16 protein-coding genes are annotated in these 18,223 nt (G+C 69.0%); 11 read left to right on the top strand and 5 right to left on the bottom strand.

Annotated features, from left to right (window positions below; translation table 11 throughout):
• Positions 1-57: 57 nt before the first annotated feature.
• Genes D1610_RS12345 through D1610_RS12365 form a run of 5 tightly spaced genes read left to right on the top strand, consistent with a single transcriptional unit; the run spans position 58 to position 6,635 of the window.
• Positions 58-2,049, top strand: coding sequence for a 2-oxoacid:acceptor oxidoreductase subunit alpha (locus D1610_RS12345; protein WP_118864504.1), 1,992 nt, complete (start codon positions 58-60; stop codon positions 2,047-2,049).
• An 18-nt stretch (positions 2,050-2,067) separates the two neighbouring features.
• A complete protein-coding gene (locus D1610_RS12350) occupies positions 2,068-3,102 on the top strand; it encodes a 2-oxoacid:ferredoxin oxidoreductase subunit beta (RefSeq protein ID WP_118864505.1) in 1,035 nt (344 codons plus the stop codon).
• A gap of 57 nt (positions 3,103-3,159) precedes the next feature.
• Positions 3,160-4,428, top strand: coding sequence for an SAM-dependent methyltransferase (locus D1610_RS12355; RefSeq protein WP_118864506.1), 1,269 nt, complete (start codon positions 3,160-3,162; stop codon positions 4,426-4,428).
• On the top strand, positions 4,425-5,606 hold the full coding sequence (locus D1610_RS12360) for a serine hydrolase domain-containing protein (RefSeq protein ID WP_118864507.1): 1,182 nt from the start codon (positions 4,425-4,427) through the stop codon (positions 5,604-5,606). The genes D1610_RS12355 and D1610_RS12360 overlap by 4 nt, the downstream gene beginning before the upstream one ends.
• A 51-nt stretch (positions 5,607-5,657) precedes the next feature.
• Entirely contained in the window at positions 5,658-6,635 is a 978-nt protein-coding gene (locus D1610_RS12365; protein ID WP_118864508.1) for a GGDEF domain-containing protein, read from the top strand.
• 156 nt (positions 6,636-6,791) lie between these two features.
• On the opposite strand, the gene D1610_RS12370 is transcribed toward D1610_RS12365, so the two are convergent.
• Positions 6,792-7,499, bottom strand: a complete 708-nt coding sequence (locus tag D1610_RS12370; protein ID WP_118864509.1) for an SDR family NAD(P)-dependent oxidoreductase — start codon at positions 7,497-7,499, stop codon at positions 6,792-6,794.
• Positions 7,496-8,953, bottom strand: a complete 1,458-nt coding sequence (gene purF / locus D1610_RS12375) for an amidophosphoribosyltransferase (protein ID WP_118864510.1) — start codon at positions 8,951-8,953, stop codon at positions 7,496-7,498. Before purF ends, D1610_RS12370 begins: the two co-directional genes overlap by 4 nt.
• A gap of 345 nt (positions 8,954-9,298) precedes the next feature.
• On the opposite strand from purF, the gene hisI reads away from it, so the two are divergent.
• The 6 genes from hisI to D1610_RS12405 are packed head-to-tail and all read left to right on the top strand — an operon-like array spanning position 9,299 to position 14,356.
• Positions 9,299-9,658, top strand: a complete 360-nt coding sequence (gene hisI, locus D1610_RS12380) for a phosphoribosyl-AMP cyclohydrolase (protein ID WP_118864511.1) — start codon at positions 9,299-9,301, stop codon at positions 9,656-9,658.
• Positions 9,655-10,149, top strand: a complete 495-nt coding sequence (locus D1610_RS12385) for a hypothetical protein (protein ID WP_118864512.1) — start codon at positions 9,655-9,657, stop codon at positions 10,147-10,149. The genes hisI and D1610_RS12385 overlap by 4 nt, the downstream gene beginning before the upstream one ends.
• 32 nt (positions 10,150-10,181) lie before the next feature.
• Positions 10,182-10,595 carry a MerR family transcriptional regulator gene (locus D1610_RS12390; protein ID WP_118864513.1) on the top strand — a complete coding sequence of 138 codons (414 nt, stop codon included), beginning with the start codon at positions 10,182-10,184 and terminating at the stop codon, positions 10,593-10,595.
• Between the two features lie 9 nt (positions 10,596-10,604).
• On the top strand, positions 10,605-12,407 hold the full coding sequence (locus D1610_RS12395; RefSeq protein ID WP_118864514.1) for an acyl-CoA dehydrogenase C-terminal domain-containing protein: 1,803 nt from the start codon (positions 10,605-10,607) through the stop codon (positions 12,405-12,407).
• Positions 12,408-12,416: 9 nt separating this feature from the next.
• Positions 12,417-12,905 (top strand): PH domain-containing protein, encoded by a 489-nt coding sequence (locus tag D1610_RS12400; RefSeq protein WP_118864515.1) that lies wholly within the window; start codon positions 12,417-12,419, stop codon positions 12,903-12,905.
• A complete protein-coding gene (locus D1610_RS12405) occupies positions 12,902-14,356 on the top strand; it encodes a PH domain-containing protein (protein WP_182466816.1) in 1,455 nt (484 codons plus the stop codon). Before D1610_RS12400 ends, D1610_RS12405 begins: the two co-directional genes overlap by 4 nt.
• A gap of 40 nt (positions 14,357-14,396) precedes the next feature.
• On the opposite strand, the gene D1610_RS12410 is transcribed toward D1610_RS12405, so the two are convergent.
• From D1610_RS12410 to D1610_RS12420, 3 genes are all read right to left on the bottom strand, one after another.
• A complete protein-coding gene (locus tag D1610_RS12410) occupies positions 14,397-15,692 on the bottom strand; it encodes a cell wall hydrolase (protein ID WP_118864517.1) in 1,296 nt (431 codons plus the stop codon).
• Positions 15,693-15,917: 225 nt separating this feature from the next.
• Positions 15,918-16,835, bottom strand: coding sequence for a cysteine synthase A (gene cysK / locus D1610_RS12415; protein ID WP_118864518.1), 918 nt, complete (start codon positions 16,833-16,835; stop codon positions 15,918-15,920).
• Positions 16,832-18,115, bottom strand: a complete 1,284-nt coding sequence (locus tag D1610_RS12420) for an MFS transporter (protein WP_118864519.1) — start codon at positions 18,113-18,115, stop codon at positions 16,832-16,834. Before D1610_RS12420 ends, cysK begins: the two co-directional genes overlap by 4 nt.
• Positions 18,116-18,223 lie beyond the last annotated feature (108 nt).

The following is an 18,223-nucleotide window of genomic DNA, read 5'->3' on the forward strand; positions in this document are numbered from 1 at the left end:
CCGTGCGGGCGTAGAGACGCAGGCACGATATAAAGCTTACCGCAGGACGACGACATAATGGCGACAGCCGCGCATCAGGTGACCCCCAGTGAGGCCGCCGCCAATCCCGTACCCGAAGCCATCGTAGTGCGTTTCGCCGGGGATTCGGGCGACGGCATGCAGCTGACCGGCGGCCAGTTCACGCTGGCGACCGCGCTCGCGGGCAACGATCTGGCGACCTTCCCTGACTTCCCCGCCGAAATCCGCGCGCCGCAGGGCACGCTGTTCGGCGTCTCCGCCTTCCAGATCAATTTCGGATCGACCGCGATCGAGACCGCGGGCGACGCGCCCGACGTGCTCGTCGCGATGAACCCCGCGGCGCTCAAGGTGAATGTCGAGGCGCTGAAGCCCGGCGGCCTGATCATCGCCGACGAGGGCGAGTTCACCGACCGCAACCTCGCCAAGGCCAAATACGACGTCAATCCGCTGAGCGACGGCAGCCTGTCGAAGTGGCAGCTGTTGAGCTTCAACATCTCGCAGCTGACGCTCGACGCGGTGAAGCCCTTCGGCCTGGGCAACAAGGAAGCGCTGCGCTGCAAGAACATGTGGACGCTGGGGCTGGCGCTGTGGATGTTCGATCGCGACCGCCAGCCGATCGTCGACTGGCTCAAGGCCAAGTTCGCCAAGAAGCCCGAGCTGGCCGAAGCCAACATCGCCGCGCTGAACGCCGGCCATGCCTATGGCGAAACCGCGGAGATCGGCGGCGACATCACCCAGCATTCGGTGCCCGCCGCGCCGGTCGAGCCGGGGCTTTACCGCACCGTCACCGGCGCCGAGTCGATCTCGCTCGGGCTGGTCGCGGGCGCGCAGCTTGCCGATCTGCCGATGTTCTTCGGCGGCTATCCGATCACGCCCGCCTCGGCGATCCTCCACCACCTGTCGCGGCTGAAGGAGTTCGGCGTCACCACCTTCCAGGCGGAGGACGAGATCGCCGCGGTCGCCTCTGCGCTGGGCGCGTCCTATGCCGGGTCGCTCGGCGTCACCTCCTCCTCGGGGCCGGGCATCGCGCTCAAGACCGAGGCGATCGGGCTCGCGATCATGACCGAGCTGCCGCTGGTGATCATCAACTCGCAGCGCGGCGGGCCTTCGACCGGGCTTCCCACCAAGACCGAGCAGTCCGACCTATATCAGGCTGTTTATGGGCGAAATGGCGACGCGCCGATGCCGGTGATCGCCGCGCGCAGCCCCGCCGACGCATTCGACTGCGCGATCGAGGCGGTGCGGATCGCGACGCAATATATGACCCCGGTGATGCTCTTGACCGACGGCTATATCGCCAATGCCGCGGAGCCGTGGAAGGTGCCCGACATGGCGGGCTACGCGCCGTTCCCCGTCAGCTTCCTCACCCAGGCGCCCGAGAGCGGCTTCCTGCCCTATGGCCGCGACGAGAAGCTGGCGCGGCCCTGGGTCAAGCCGGGCACGCCGGGGCTGCTCCACCGCATCGGCGGCATCGAGAAGGCGCAAGGGACGGGCAATATCGACTATTCGCCCGCCAACCACCAGGCGATGACCGAGCTTCGCCGCGACAAGGTGGCGGGGATCGACGTGCCCGATCAGGACGTCGCGCTGGGCGAGGCTTCGGGCAGGCTCGCCGTGGTCGGCTGGGGATCGACCTTCGGGCCGATCCACATGGCGGTGCGCCGCGCGCGCAAGCAGGGGCTGGACGTCAGCCACATCCACATCCGCCACATCTGGCCGATGCCGGGGAACATGGGCGAGCTGCTCGCCGGTTACGACCGCATCCTGGTGCCGGAAATGAACACCGGCCAGCTCAAGACCGTGCTGCGCGACCAGTATCTGGTCGACGCGACGCCGCTCAACAAGGTCTCCGGCCAGCCCTTCCGCATCGCCGAGATCGAGGCGGCGATCGCCGCCTGCTTCGACGGCATAGCCGGCAACGAGGGCGGCGAGCTTCCCGCCGACCGCACGCAGCTTCCCGAACCGATGTCCGGCCATGACGACGGACACAACAAGGCCGGCGAGGGCGCGACGTCGCCCCAGTCCGCCTGACCCGAAGGTCCCAGCTCCATGAACGACATGACCCCGATCGCCAAGACCAGCCCCAAGGACTGGGAGTCCGACCAGGAGGTGCGCTGGTGCCCCGGCTGCGGCGACTATGCCGTGCTGAAGGCGGTGCAGCGCACCATGCCCGAGCTGGGCGTGAAGCCGGAGAACACCGTCTTCGTCAGCGGCATCGGCTGCTCCAGCCGCTTCCCCTATTATATGGAGACCTACGGCTTCCACACCATCCACGGCCGCGCGCCGGCGGTGGCGACCGGGGTCAAGCTGGCCAATCCCGAGCTGGACGTGTGGATCATCACCGGCGACGGCGACGCGCTGTCGATCGGCGGCAACCACACGATGCACCTGTTGCGCCGCAACCTCGACTGCCAGGTGCTGCTGTTCAACAACGAGATCTACGGGCTGACCAAGGGGCAATATTCGCCGACGAGCCGCGTCGGGACGCGCAGCCCGTCGACGCCGTTCGGCTCGGTCGACCGGCCCGCCAGCCCCTGCGCCTTCGCGCTGGGATCGGGCGCGCGGTTCGTCGCGCGCGGGATCGACGTGCACAAGAACCTGCCGGCGGTGCTGAAGGCGGCGCATGCGCACAAGGGCGCGGCGTTCGTCGAGATCTTCCAGAACTGCATCGTCTATAATGACGACGTGTTCGCCCCCTTTACCGAAAAGGCCAATGCGGCGACCGGGCAGCTGTGGCTGGAGGACGGCAAGCCGATGCTGTTCGACAAGGATATGAAGGGCCTGGCGCTCGACATGGAGACGCTGTCGCTGAAGGTGATCGATGTCGCGGACGGCGACTGGCAGGCGGCGGGCGTGATCGTCCACAACGTCAGGAACCGGGCGGTGGCGCACATGCTGGTCGAGATGCCGTTCGGGCCGTTCCCGATGGCGCTGGGCGTGCTTTACGACGATCCGCGCCCGACCTTCGACAGCGCGGTGGTCGAGCAGAACCGCGCCGCCGCGCAGGGCAAGGCGGCCGACCTGCAGAAGCTGGTCGCCAAGGGGCAGACCTGGCAGGTCGAAAAGCAGCCGCACGTCATCTGACAGGCGCCCGCCGGTTCGGTCTTGTCCCGGAGCGCCGGTTGGGCGCATGGGAGGGACATGAACGCGCCTTCGACCAATCGCGGCCGCCGCACCGCCGTCCACCGGGCGGCGGGACGCGGCGGGCGCTGGCTGGCGCTGTTCGAGCCGCTGTTCCAGAAGATGCTCGACCGGATCGATCGCGGGCTGGAGACGGGCGCGGTCGAGGCGACGCTGCCCGATGGGCGGACGCGGCTGCTCGGCGGGCGTGCGCCCGGCCCGGTGGCGATCGTCGGCCTTGCGAGCTGGCGCGCGCTGGTGCGGCTGGCGTTCGACGGATCGGCGGGCTGGTACGTCGCCTGGGCGAAGGGGGAATGGACCAGCCCCGACCCCGTGCCGCTGTTCGACCTGTTCATGCGCAACCGCGTGCCGCTGGGCGCGAGCGGGCGGCCCAAGGGCTGGCCGCGGCTGATGCGGCGCGCGCGGCACTGGCTGCGGCGCAACGACCGCGGCGGGGCGCGGCGCAACATCGCCTTCCATTACGACCTGGGCAACGACTTCTACGCCGCTTGGCTCGATCCCACGCTGAGCTATTCGAGCGCGATCTTCGCCGACCCGGCCGAACCGCTGACCGACGCGCAGCTGCGCAAGATGGAGCGGCTGGCCGGGCGGCTCGACCTCAAGCCCGGATCGCGGGTGCTTGAGATCGGCTGCGGCTGGGGGGCGCTCGCCTGCCACATGGCGAAGGAGCATGGGGCGCATGTCACCGCGCTGACGCTTTCGCCCAGCCAGCGCGCGGTGGCGGTCGCCGCGGCGGAAGCGCAGGGGGTGGCGGACCGCGTCTCGATCGAGCTGACCGACTATCGCGACGCGACCGGCAGCTACGACGCGGTGGCCAGCGTCGAGATGGTGGAGGCGGTCGGGCGGCAATATTGGCCCGCCTATCTCGACGCGATCGCCGCGCGGCTGAGGCCGGGCGGACGCGCCGCCATCCAGTATATCATGATCCAGGACGACGTGTTCGAGGCCTATGCCCGGAGCGTCGATTTCATCCAGGCCTATGTCTTTCCCGGCGGCATGCTGCTTTCCGAAAGCCGCTTCCGCGCGCTGGCCGAGGCGCGGGGACTGGAATGGCGTGACAGGCACGGCTTCGGGCTCGATTACGCCGAGACGCTCAGGCGCTGGCGCATCGCCTTCGACACGGCGGTGGAGGAGGGGCGGCTGCCGCATGAATTCGATCGTGATTTCGTGGATTTGTGGCGATATTATCTGATGTATTGCGAGGGCGGATTCCGGGGCGGCGGCATCGACGTCGCCCAGGTGACGCTGGTGAAGAAGGGGGCTGCATGAGGATTTGGGGGACGGCGCTGGCGCTGCTGCTGGGGGCTTGCGCGAGCGTCGGCGATGCGCCGGTTGCCGAGGCGCCGCTGGTCGGCAAGCCGCTGACGGCCGAAAACCAGGCGCAGATGAAATCCGCCGGCGCGGAGATCCTGTTCTGGGCGCAGGCGCAGCGCTTCGAACGGTTCCGCGCGATGGAGACGCTTTTTCCGGGGCATCGGGTGACCGCGGGCGGCAATGTCCGCACCCTGCCGGCGGGGGCGCCGCTCGCGATCGGCGACGCGGAGGTCGACGCCTATATGCAGGCCAACAACGTCGCCGGGCTGATCGTGCTGCAGGACGGCAAGGTGCGGCTGGAGAGATACGCCTTCGGCTATGGCCCCGAAGGGCGCTGGACGAGCTTTTCGGTGGCCAAGTCTTTCACCTCCACGCTGGTGGGCGCGGCGGTGCGCGACGGTTCCATCAAGTCACTTTCCGATCCCGTCACGCGGTATATCCCGGAACTGGCGGGATCGGGCTATGACGGGGTGACGGTCGAGCAGCTGCTGACGATGACCTCCGGCGTGCGGTGGAACGAGGACTATACCGATCCCAATTCGGACGTGGCGAAGATGTACGCAGCGGAGGTGCCGCCCGGGGTCGATCCCACTGTGGCCTATATGCGCACGCTGCCGCGCGCCACGCCGCCGGGCGAGAAATGGGTCTACAAGACCGGCGAGACCAATCTGATCGGCGTGCTGGTGACCCGCGTGACGGGGAAGAGCCTGGCCGCCTATCTGAGCGAGAAGGTGTGGCGGCCCTATGGGATGGAGCAGGACGCCTTCTGGATGATCGACGGGACGATGCAGGACCTGGGCGGGTGCTGCATGTCGGTTTCGCTGCGCGACTATGCCCGCATGGGGCAGTTCGCGCTGGAGGGCGGCAAGGGCGTGGTGCCCGACAACTGGTTCGCCAACGCGACCGCGGCGAAGGCCCAGACCGGGCGGCCGGGCTTCGGCTACGGCTATCAGTGGTGGACCTATCCGCAGGGCCGCTACGGCGCGCAGGGGATATTCGGGCAGGCGATCACGGTCGATCCGGCGAAGCGCATCGTCATCGCGCAATCGGCCGCCTGGCCGAAGGCGACCGGGCCCGAGCTGGGCGCGGCGCGGCTGGCCTTTTTCGGCAGGCTGATCGCGGCGGCGGATTGAAGACGGCATTCGCGGCCGGGGGAGGCGGGCGCGGACGACAAGAGGGGCATCATGCAGAACAGGCAATTGGCCGAAGAGGTGATCGGCTTTCTGGAGGAGCAGCGGCTGGAGCCGCTGCCGGTCAACTATGCGCTAGGCTATCTCTTCCTCACCGGCGAGGATGAGGAGGTCGCGCGCGCCGTCTCGGCGATCGTCGACGGGCGGGTGCGGATCAGCCAGAGCGAGGTCGAGGCGATCATGGCGGCGCAGGGCTTCGGCCGCGCCGACGGCGGACGGACCGAGGCGATCGCCAATGCGGTGCGGCGCCAGGCGCTGCGGCTGGTCGACCTGACCGCCGAGACCGCGCGCGCCACCGGGGAGTTCGGCCGCGACATCGCCGCCAATCTCGACCAGCTCGACGCGGTCGCCGAGGGGCGGATCGCGCTGCGCGACGTGGCCGCGGCGATGATCGAGCGCACCGCGATCGCCGAGAAGCAGCTGGCCGACGCGACCGCCGAGGCGATCCAGCTGCGCGCCGACCTGGAGGAGGCGCGGCTGGAGGCGATGGCCGATCACCTAACGGGGCTGCCCAACCGCCGCGGGATCAACGCCGAGATCGAGCGGCTGGTGGTTGCGAAGGCGCGCTGGTCCGCTGCGATCATCGACATCGACGACTTCAAGCTGATCAACGACCGCTGGGGCCACGGCGTCGGCGACCGGGTGCTGAAGGCGGTGGCGAGCACGTTGGCCGAGGCCTGCGCGCCGCACTTCACCGGCCGCTGGGGCGGCGAGGAGTTCGTCGTGCTGTTCGAGGGGCTGGACGTCGCCGCGGCGACCGCGATCGTCGACAAGGCGCGCGAGACGGTGGGCGACCGGCGGATGCGGCTGCGCGAGACCGACCAGCCGCTGGGGCGCATCACCTTTTCGGCCGGCGTCGCCGAGGCCGCGCCGCCCGACGCGCCGGTGGAGGAGGGCGACACGCTGGAGCGGGCCGACGAGCGGCTTTATGCGGCGAAAGAGGCGGGCAAGGACCGGGTGCTGGCGGCTTAGATAGGTCCTCCACCTGCGAAGCATGGTGGGAGCTTCACCACGCAGCGCAGCCCCCTGTGGCTTGCCCCCTCCACCACCCTTCGGGTGGTCCCCCTCCCCCTGCTTCGCATGGGGAGGATCAGGGTGGGATGCCGACCCCGTCGTTGAAGCCGGTGCTCAATCCAGCCTGACGCGGTGGCCCGTCTCGAAATCATGGGCGAGCAGATCGGCGATCGCCTCGGCGACCACCTCCGGTTGCTTGACGCTCGCGGGGTCCTCGCCGGGATAGGCGCGGGCGCGCATCTGGGTGCGGGTGGCGCCGGGATCGAGGATGGCGGTGCGGACCTGGGAGAGGTTGCGCATCTCCTCGCCATAGGCCGTCACGAGCGTTTCCAGCGCGGCCTTGGAGGCGCCGTAAGCGCCCCAATAGGCGCGCGGGCGGGCGGCGACGCTCGACGTGACGGCGATGACGCGGGCGCGCTTCGACCTGCGCAGCAGCGGATCGAAGGCGGCGATCAGCGCCTGCTGGGCGGTGACGTTCAAGGTCATCACCCTGGCGAATTCCTTGGGGTCGGCGGTCGGGACGGGACCAAGCGAGCCGAGCATCGCCGCGTTGAGGACCAATGTGTCGAGCGCGTCCCAGCGATCGGCCACCGCCTGCGCCAGCCGGCCGATGCTGCTGCCGTCGGTCAGGTCGAGCGGGGCGATGGTGGCGCTGCCGCCGGCCGCATGGATCGCGTCCTCGACCTCCTCGAGCCCGCCGGCGGTGCGGGCGGTGAGGATGACATGCGCGCCCGCCGCAGCGAGCGCCTTTGCGGTGGCCGCGCCGATCCCCCGGCTCGCCCCCGTGACGAGGGCGAGCGTGTCCTTCAGATGATCGGTCATGCGGTCTTTTCGGCTAGCAGCGAGAACTGGTCGGCGGGGGCGAGCTCATCCTGATCGGTGAGCCGCGTCGGATAATCGCCGGTGAAGCAGGCGTCGCAATATTGCGGGTGGATGTCGGCGCGGCGCGCCTCGCCCAGCGCCTTGTAGAGCCCGCCGATCGAGACGAAGGCGAGGCTGTCGGCGTGGATGAACTCCCGCATGCCGGCGACGTCGTGCTGCGCGGCGAGCAGCTTGGTGCGCTCCGGCGTGTCGACGCCGTAGAAGCAGCTGTGGCGCGTCGGCGGGCTGGCGATACGCATGTGCACCTCCGCCGCGCCGGCGTCGCGCATCATCTGGACGATCTTGAGCGACGTGGTGCCGCGGACGATCGAATCGTCGATCAGGATGATCCGCTTGCCCTCGATCAGCGCGCGGTTGGCGTTGTGCTTGAGCTTGACGCCGAGATGCCGGACCTTGTCGCCGGGCTGGATGAAGGTGCGGCCGACATAGTGCGAGCGGATGATGCCGAGTTCGAACGGGATGCCCGATTGCTGGGCATAGCCGATCGCCGCAGGCACGCCCGAATCGGGGACCGGGATGACCAGATCGGCGTCGACCGGGCTTTCGATGGCGAGCTCCGCGCCGATCGCCTTGCGCACCGAGTAAACCGATTCGCCCGCGACGATCGAATCGGGGCGCGAGAAATAGACATGCTCGAAGATGCAGGGGCGAGGACTGACGGTGGCAAACGGGCGGATCGACTTGACCTCACCATTCTGCACCGTGACCAGCTCGCCCGGCTCCACCTCGCGCTCGAAGGTCGCGCCGACGACGTCGAGCGCCACGGTTTCCGAGGCGAAGATCACCGACTTGTCCAGCCGGCCCATGACGAGCGGGCGGATGCCGAGCGGATCGCGGCAGGCGATCATGCCCTCGGGCGTCATGCAGATCAGCGAATAGGCGCCCTCGACCTGGCGCAGCGCATCGATGAAGCGATCGAGCAAGGTCCGGTAATGCGAGGTGGCGACGAGGTGGATGATCGTCTCGGTATCGCTGGTCGACTGGAAGATCGAACCGCGGCGGACCAGCTCCCGCCGGAGCTTCATCGCGTTCGAGATGTTGCCGTTATGCGCCACCGCGAAGCCGCCCGAGGCGAGATCGGCGTAGAGCGGCTGGACGTTCCGGAGGGCGGTCTCCCCCGTGGTCGAATAGCGGACATGGCCGCACGCCATGGTGCCGGCCAATGCGCGGATGATCTCGTCGCGGTCGAAATTGCCGGCGACATGGCCCATCGCGCGGTGGGTGTGGAAGTGCTGGCCGTCGAAGCTGGTGATGCCGGCGGCCTCCTGCCCGCGATGCTGCAGGGCGTGGAGGCCCAATGCGACGAGCGCGGACGCGCCCTCCGCCTGGGCGACGCCGAAGATGCCGCATTCCTCGCGCAGCTTGTCGTCATCGAAAGGGTTGGTCGTCAGCATCTCTGCGGCCGGATCATTGGGGGGTGCGCGCCATATAGGGAGCCGAAGGGGGTTTGTCGCCCTTTTGTCATCATTCGTGGAAAATGCCTGATGTTCAGTTGGGTAGGATATGTCGTGAACAGCCCGCCCCCCGTCACCCCGGACTTGTTCCGGGGTCCATGGTGCCGCAAGAGTGGCGTTCACCCCTCCAGCGCCTGCCCAGCCGCCCGATGGACCCCGGAACAAGTCCGGGGTGACGGGGAGGGTATGGCTCTCCATTGCATAGAACCGGGAGGGTATGGCTCTCCATTTGATGGCAAGATGCCGGGCGTGACCTTTGCCGATGCGCGCTCTATTTCTCCGGTCATGGACGACAAACGCGAAGCCGGGCTGGAGCTCGATCCCAAATTCGACGCGGCGGGGCTGATCACCGCCGTCGTGACCGACGCCGGATCGGGCGCGGTGCTGATGGTCGCGCATATGGACGCCGAGGCGCTGGCGGCGACCTATGCGACGGGCGAGGCGCATTTCTGGTCGCGCAGCCGCCAGCGGCTGTGGAAGAAGGGCGAGAGCTCGGGCAATGTGCTCAAGGTGATCGAGATGCGGATCGATTGCGACCAGGACGCGGTGTGGGTGATCGCCGAGCCCGCCGGCCCGGCCTGCCACACCGGCGAGGCGAGCTGCTTCTATCGCCGGATCGCGGGCGACCGGCTGGAGCGGCTGTGAGGATCGCCACGGCGGCGCTTCTGCTGCTGGCGGCGTGCGACGGCGGCATCGCATCGGGCGAGAGCGCCGGCGAGCGGCTGGAGGAGGCGGCGATCGCGCGCGGCGTGATCCCCGATCCCGAGAGCCTGGACGTGGCGGGCGCCTATGGCCGTGGCGCGGACAGCCTGTGCGTGATCGAGCGGGACGGGGACCTCCGCCTGGGCGTCGATGTCGCCTATGGCGGCGATCTGGGCTGCACCGCGCGGGGGACCGCGCGGCAGGACGGCGAGGATATCGACATCATGCTGGAAGGTGCGGACGGATGCCGCTTCACCGCGCGCTTCGACGGCGCGAAGCTCGCTTTTCCCGGCCGCCTGCCGGCGAGCTGCGCCGCGTTTTGCGACGCGCCCGCCTCGCTCGCCGGCATGACGGTCGACCGGCTGAGCGACGCCGCGTCCGAGGTGCGGGCGATGCGCGGGCAGCAGGGCGGGTTGCTGTGCGGCGGAGATTGACGTTAGCGTAAACGGAAAGTAGGAAGGACGACATGACGGCGCGCGCCTATGCTGCGATCGAAATGCCACGGCTGCCGGATCGCGAGCAGTTCACCATCTCCGATCTGTCCGCCGAGTTCGGCGTGACCGCGCGCGCGCTGCGCTTCTATGAGGATGAGGGGCTGATCGCGCCCGAGCGGCGCGGCACCGCGCGCATCTATTCGCAGCGCGACCGCGCCCGGCTGGCGTGGATCCTGCGCGGCAAGCGGGTAGGGTTCAGCCTGACGGTGATCCGCGAGCTGATCGACCTCTACGACCTGGGCGACGGGCGCGAGACGCAGCGCGTCGCCACGATCGGCAAGTGCCGCGAGCATGTCGGCGCGCTGAAGGCGCAGCGCCGCGACATCGACGCGGCGATCGACGAGATCGAGGAATTCATCGGCCTGCTCGAGGGCAGGGCCACTTAGGAGATCATCATGCCGCAATACACCGCCCCGGTGCGCGATACGCGCTTCATCTTGAGCGAGGTGATCGGGCTGGACCGCTACGCCAACCTGCCGGGCTTCGAGAATGCCGGGGCGGAGCTGGTCGATGCGGTGCTCGACGAGGGCGGGCGGTTCGTCGCGGAGGTGCTGTTCCCGCTCAACCATTCGGGCGATCAGCAGGGCTGCACGCGCCATGCCGACGGATCGGTGACCACGCCCGACGGGTTCAAGGAAGCCTATGCCAAGTTCCGCGAGGGCGGCTGGTCGACGCTGTCCGCGCCCGAGGCGTTCGGCGGGCAGGGGCTGCCGCACGTCGTCTCGACCGCGTTCGAGGAATATATGATCTCCGCCAACATGGCCTTCGCCATGTATCCCGGGCTGACCCACGGCGCGGCGGCGGCGATCCTGGCTAAGGGATCGGACGAGCAGAAGGCGACCTATCTCCCCAAGATGGTATCGGGCGAATGGGGCGGGACGATGAACCTGACCGAGCCGCAGTGCGGCACCGATCTCGGCCTGATCCGCACCCGCGCCGAGCCGCAGGCGGACGGCAGCTACCGCATCAGCGGCACGAAGATCTTCATCTCCTCGGGCGAGCACGACCTGACCGACAACATCATCCACCTGGTGCTGGCGAAGACCCCCGACGCGCCCGAATCGACCAAGGGCATCAGCCTGTTCGTGGTGCCCAAGTTCCTGGTGAACGCGGATGGTTCGCTCGGCGAGCGCAACGCGGTGGCGTGCGGGTCGATCGAGCACAAGATGGGCATCCACGCCAATTCGACCTGCGTGATGAACTATGACGGCGCCACCGGCTGGATGGTCGGCGAGGAGAACAAGGGGCTCGCCGCGATGTTCATCATGATGAACGTCGCGCGGCTGGGCGTGGGGCTGCAGGGGTTGGGGATCGGCGAGGTCGCCTATCAGAACGCGGTGCAATATGCCGGCGACCGGCGGCAGGGGCGGGCGCTGACCGGGCCGAAGGAGCCCAACGAGAAGGCCGATCCGCTGTTCGTCCATCCCGATGTCCGCCGGATGCTGATGGAGGCCAAGGCGCTGACCGAGGGGCTGCGCGCGCTGTGCCTGTGGGGGGCGCTGCAGGTCGATCTCTCCCATAAGGCGCAGACCGAGGAGGAGCGCGAGGCCGCCGACGACCTGATCAGCCTGTTGACGCCGGTGATCAAGGGCTTCGGCACCGACGCCGGCTACCGGATCGCGACCGATGCGCAGCAGGTCTATGGCGGGCATGGCTACATCGCCGAATGGGGGATGGAGCAATATGTCCGCGATGCGCGGATCGCGATGATCTACGAAGGCACCAACGGTGTGCAGGCGATGGACCTGGTCGGCCGCAAGCTGGCGCAGAAGGGCGGCCGCGCGGTGCAGGCGCTGTTCGCTTTGGTCGATGCCGAGACAGCGGCGGCCAAGGACCATGTGCGGATGGGCGATTTCGCCCAGCGGCTGGAGAAGGCGAATGGCGAGCTGACGGCGGCGACCATGTGGTTCATGGCGAACGGCATGCAGAATCCGGAGCATGTCGGCGCGGGCGCGTACAGCTATATGAACCTGATGGGGCTGGTGTCGGTCGGGCTGATGTGGCTGCGCATGGGCCTCGCCGCCGCTCGCGCGCTCGAAGCCGGGGGCGGCGACGCCAAATTCTACGAGGCGAAGCTGGTCACCGCGCGCTTCTACGGCGAGCGGCTGCTGCCCGATGCGGGTGCGCTCAGGCGCAAGATCGAGGGCGGGGCCGAGTCGATCATGGCGCTTGAACCGGAGATGTTCCGCGCTGCATAAGCGCATTACATGGACAGCACACCCGCACCGCCCGCGCTCACCCCGCTCGAACCCGGTCAGCGCCGGGTGATGCACGTCGCCGCGCTGATCCCCTCGCTGCTGCTCACGGCGGGCGGGTTCGGGCTGGGGATGGTGCTCAACGACAATCTGGGCTGGCCGTGGTGGCCGGCGTTCGTGGTCGTCGGCCTGGTCGCGCTGTGGAGTGTGGCGGTGGCGCCGCGGCGGCGCTGGCAGGCCTGGGGCTGGGCGCTTGCCGAGGACGAGCTGCATGTCGGCTGGGGCGTGTGGACCGAGGTGCATACCATCGTGCCGCTCGCGCGCGTGCAGCATATCGATGTGGCGCAAGGGCCGCTGGAGCGCGCCTTCGGCGTCGCGCGGCTGATCGTCCACACCGCGGGCACCGCGCATGCGACGGTGGTGCTGCCGGGGATCACCCGCGAGACCGCCGAGGGGCTGCGCGACACGATCCGGCAGCATATCCGCGGCGACCCGTGGTGAGCGGCGATGCGCCGCGGCGGCTGCACCCCGCCACCGTCCTGACCAGCATCATCCGCGGCGCGCCCTCGACCCTGCTCGGCCTGCCGGCGATCCTGGCGGTCACCTCCGATTTCAACCTGCTCTATGTGATCGGGCTGGCGATCGTCGCGACGTTGGTGGCGGGATTCGTCCGCTATCTCGCCTGGCGGCGCTTCACCTATGCGCTGACCGGCGACGCGGTCGTGATCGAGAGCGGGCTCTTGAGCCGCAACCGGCGCACCATCCCGTTCGACCGGGTGCAGGATGTCGATATCGAGCAGCAGCTGCTCGCGCGCATCTTCGGCCTCGCCAAGGTGAGCCTGGAGACCGGCGGCGCGGGCAAGGACGAGGGCGCGCTCGACAGCGTCAGCCTGGCCGAGGCGCACCGGCTGCGCGGGGTGATCCGCGGCCGCGCGGCGGCGGCGCATCACGCGGAGGCGGCAGCGGCGGGCGAGGAGGCGCCAGCGCCGGTCGAGGGACAAGTGCTGTTCGCCATGCCCTTCCCGCGCGTGCTGCTGTGGGGGCTGTTCAACTTCTCGCTGGTGTGGCTCGCGGTGATCTTCGGCGCGTTGCAATATGTCGACGATTTCGTGTCGTTCGACGTGTGGGACTGGCTGAGCGAGAATGGCGACGCCGAGGCGCGCGAGATCGCCGCGGGGCTGGCGGTGGGCGCGTGGGTATCGCTGGCGCTGCTGTTCGCGGCGCTGGGCGTCGTGGCCGGCGTGGTGCGCACGGTGCTGCGCGATTTCGGCTTCACCCTGACCGACGAGGGCGGGCGCTTCCGCCGCGTGCGCGGGCTGGTGACGCACACCGAGGCGGTGATCGCGTTGAAGCGTGTGCAACTGGCGCTGGTCGAGAACGGACTTGTGCGGCGGACGCTGGGCTGGTCGGGGCTGAAGCTGCAGACATTGGGCGGCAGCGGCGATGCGAGCGGCCGGCAGGAGGCCGCGCCGTTCGCGCGCGACGCGGAGATCGACGCGCTGCTCGCGCCGCTCGGCTGGGCGCGGCCCGACCCGGCGGAATTGAGGCAGGTGTCGCGCGGGCATGTCTGGCGCGCGCTGGCGCGGCTGGTGGGCCTGCCGCTGGTGGCGATCCTCATCGGCGGCATCTTCCTGCCGCCGGTGCTGTTCGCGCTGACCCTGCTCGCGCCGCTGCTCGCCGTGGCGATGCTGAGGCGGCGCTTCCATCGCTATGGGCTGCCGGGCGACAGGCTGTTCGTCCAGCGCGGCGTGCTGACGCGGCAGATGTGGATCGTGCCGGTGAGAAACGTGCAGGCGGTGTCGATCCGGCGGAGCTGGCTGCAGCGGCGGCTGGGCACCGCGAGCGTGCTGCCCGACACCGCGGGCGCGGGGGTGCTCAGCGATCCGACGGTGCACGATATCCGGCTGGGCGACGCCTGGGCGCTGGCGGGGGAATTGCGGACGCGGCGGTGATATCCGGTCCACCCGGGGTGACGATTGTAGGTTAGGCAGGTCAGCGTCCCGGTTCGATGGTGCGCTGCACTGGTGGCGGGCCGACCAGGGGCGGCGTTGCCGGGGCGGGCGCAGGTTCGGGCACGGAGGCGCGTTTGGCGGCGGGTTCGAGCCTGAAACCCTGCGTCTGCGCCGTCGGCAGGATGAGGCGCGGCTTCATGCATTCGTTGGGGTTGGGCCGTTTGTGCTCCGCGCAGTTCCACAGCGCGCGTTCGAACTTGGCGGCGCGGTTGCGCAGATAGGTGAAGGAAGCGGTGGCGGTCTGTGCGTCGGTGAGCGGCAGCTCGCGAGGCAGCCTGGCACGGTCCGACCAGGCGAACAGCTTGCAGAAAGGCCGATCGGCGCAGACCGAGGCGGCGAGCGCGGGGAAGTCGTTGGCGGAGAAGCGCCTGTCGAACAGCATGACGAAGGTGCCCTGGCCGTCCTGCAGCACCGGCTGAACGCCAAGCGCCGCCACGTCGAGCGCGTCGATCAGCGTCTCCTGGCCCTCGACGCCGGCGCGATGCGCTTCGGAGAGGAAGCCGATCTTCGGAACGACGGGCTCCGGCCCGGCATGGCGGCCGCGGAAGGCGCCCGGCGTGCCCCACCAGCCGGTCCAGCGGAAGAAGAGGTGGGTATTGACCGCGACGACCTTGTCGAGGCTCGAGCTCCAATAGGGCACCACCCAATCGGTGTGATAATGGGTCGAATGGCCGACGGGCTTGTACACCGCGCCGTCGAGCATCGCGCCCGCGCGCTTGCGCGCGTCCTCCCACGCCTCGGGCCGGGGGATGCGCAGCAGCGCGCCGTCGCAGGTGAAGGTGAACTGGCAGCCGGTGCTGCGCTCCTGGCCCTGGAACACGACGCCGCAGATGGTGGCGGGGAAGGCCGGGTGGCGCATCCGGTTGATGACCACCTGCGCCACCGCGCGCTGGCCCTCGGGATCGCCCGAACCGGCTTCGTAGAGCATCGCTGCGGCGAGGCAGTCCTGCGCGCGGGTGCGGTCGAGCTCCGGCTGCTTGAGGATGAGGGGCCGCGCCGCCGGATTGGGATCGGTCGAGAAGGGCACCGCGGCGTTGATCTCGCGCGCGGTGTCGGGATCGACATCGGCATATTCGATCGGCTCGACCGGCGGGACGACGGTCGGCGGCACGACGGGCTGGACGGCCAGCGCGCGGCGCGGCGCAGTGGGCGGCGCGATCGGCGTCAGCAGCCAGGCCGCGACGATCGCGGCGATGGTGGCGAGCGCGACCAGCCCCACCACCGCGCGCATGCCGGGCGGAGGCTGGATGACTCCCTGGGTGGTCCGATCATGCATTCGCGGTCTGCGACTGATCGGCGGTTAGTGGAGACAGGTGAATGCGAATCCCCCCGTCACCCCGGACTTGTTCCGGGGTCCATCGCGCCGCACGGCAGAAGCAGGAGGAGCGAACGCCACCCTTGTGGAACCATGGACCCCGGAACAAGTCCGGGGTGACGGGAAGGGAGTGTATGCGCCCCATGGCCAGCTGAATGTCGATCGCGCTAGCGGTCTGCTCAGCGCTTACTGCTCGGGCAGGAAATCGGGGACCGACAGGTAGCGCTCGCCGGTGTCGTAGTTGAAGCCCAGCACGCGCTTGCCGGCGAGCTCGGGCAGCTTCTGCGCGATCGCGGCGAGGGTCGCGCCCGAGGAGATGCCGACGAGCAGGCCCTCCTCGCGCGCCGCGCGCCGCGCCATCTCCTTCGCATCGGCGGGCTCGACCTGGATCACCCCGTCGATCGCCTGGGTGTGGAGGTTGGCCGGCACGAAGCCCGCGCCGATGCCCTGGATCGGGTGCGGCCCCGGCGCGCCGCCCGAGATGACGGGCGAGAGCGTCGGCTCGACCGCATAGACCTTCAGGTTCGGCCAGCGCTCCTTGAGCACCTCCGCGACGCCGGTGATGTGGCCGCCGGTGCCGACGCCGGTGATGATCACCTCGATCGGCGATTCGGCGAAGTCCTTGAGGATCTCGTGCGCGGTGGCGCGGCGATGAACCTCGATGTTCGCGGGATTGTCGAACTGCTGCGGCATCCAGCTGTTGTCGGTCTGCTCGACCAGTTCGAGCGCGCGGGCGATCGCCGCCTTCATCCCGCCCTCCTTGGGCGTGAGATCGAAGGTCGCGCCGTAAGCGAGCATCAGCCGGCGCCGCTCGACCGACATGCTTTCGGGCATGACGAGGATCAGCTTGTAGCCCTTGACCGCGGCGACCATGGCGAGGCCGACGCCGGTGTTGCCGCTGGTCGGCTCGATGATCGTGCCGCCGGGCTTCAGACTGCCGTCCTTCTCCGCCGCCTCGATCATCGACAGCGCGATGCGGTCCTTGATCGACCCGCCGGGGTTCGACCGCTCGGACTTGATCCACACCTCGGCCTCTCCGAACAGCCGCTGGACGCGGATATGCGGGGTGTTGCCGATCGTATCGAGGATGGTGTTGGCCTTCATGGCTGCGCTACTCCGTGGATGGGCGGGGTTTCGAGGATGTCGGGCGGGTCGAAAGTCTTTGCAAGCCTCAACTCGGGATAGAGGCGCGACCATAGCAGGGTGACGGCGATCGCGCCCACCCCGCCGAACACCACCGCGCCGACCGGCCCGAGCAGCGAGGCGAGCAGCCCGCTTTCCGCCTCGCCCAGCTCGTTCGAGGCCGAGATGGTGAGCTGCGACACCGCGCCGACGCGGCCGCGCATCGCATCGGGCGTGTGCAGCTGGATCAGCGAGGAGCGGACATAGACCGACACCATATCCGCCCCGCCCGCGATCACCAGCGCGACGAAGCTCAGCCAGAAGATCTTCGACAACCCGAAGGTGAGGATCGCGAGGCCGAAGACGACGACCGCGATCAGCATCTTCACGCCGACATTGGTCTTCATCGGCCGGAACGAGAACCACAGGGCGGTGGAGGCGGCGCCGATCCCCATCGCGGCGGCGAGGAAGCCGAGCCCGCTCGCGCCGACATGCAGGATGTCGCGCGCGAAGATCGGCAGCAGCGCGGTCGCGCCGGCGAGCAGCACCGCGAACAGATCGAGCGTGATCGTCGCCTGGACCAGCCGATTGCTGCGGACATAGGCGAAGCCATCGAGGATGCGGTGGAGCGGACGCCGGTCCTTCTGCACCGGCGGCTGCGGCACTGGACCGATCAGGAACATCAGCCCGAGCGCGCAGACGAACAGGGCCGAGATGGTGAGATAGGCGACGTCCGGGTGGATCGCGTAGAGCAGCCCGCCGACGCTGGGCCCGGCGATGGTTCCGGTCTGCCAGGCGATCGAGCTGATCGCGATCGCCGTGGGCAGGCTTTCGCGCGGCACCAGATTGGGCGCCAGCGCCGAATAGGCCGGCCCCGAGAAGGCGCGCGCGATGCCGACGAACATCGCGGCGCCGAACAGGAAGGGCAGGCTGAGATCGCCGAGCCAGGTCAGCAATCCAAGCATCGCGGCGTTGAGCGTCAGAAGCGCGGTGGTGCCGCGCACGATCCAGCGCCGATCGACGCTGTCGGCGACCAGCCCGACGATCGGGGTCAGCAGGAACAGGGGCACGAACTGGACGAGGCCGATCATGCCCAGCAGGAACGCCGCCTCACGGATCTCCATCGTCTCGCGGGCGAGGCCGTAGACCTGCCAGCCGATGATGATCGCCTGCGCGCTGATCGCGATCGTCCCGGCGAAGCGCGACAGCCAATAGGCGCGGAAATTGGCGATGCGTAGGGGATGGAGCGAGCGGGGTGTCATCGGGCGGGCGGAGCGAAGTTCAGCATGTTCAGTGTCTGGCGCGCATTGTGAAAAGCCCAATCACGGGACTCATCTGCGCATGCATTGCGATGAGGCACTAGGGCCGAT

It is taken from the genome of Sphingomonas gilva (assembly GCF_003515075.1).
Taxonomy (GTDB): Bacteria; Pseudomonadota; Alphaproteobacteria; order Sphingomonadales; family Sphingomonadaceae; genus Sphingomonas; species Sphingomonas gilva.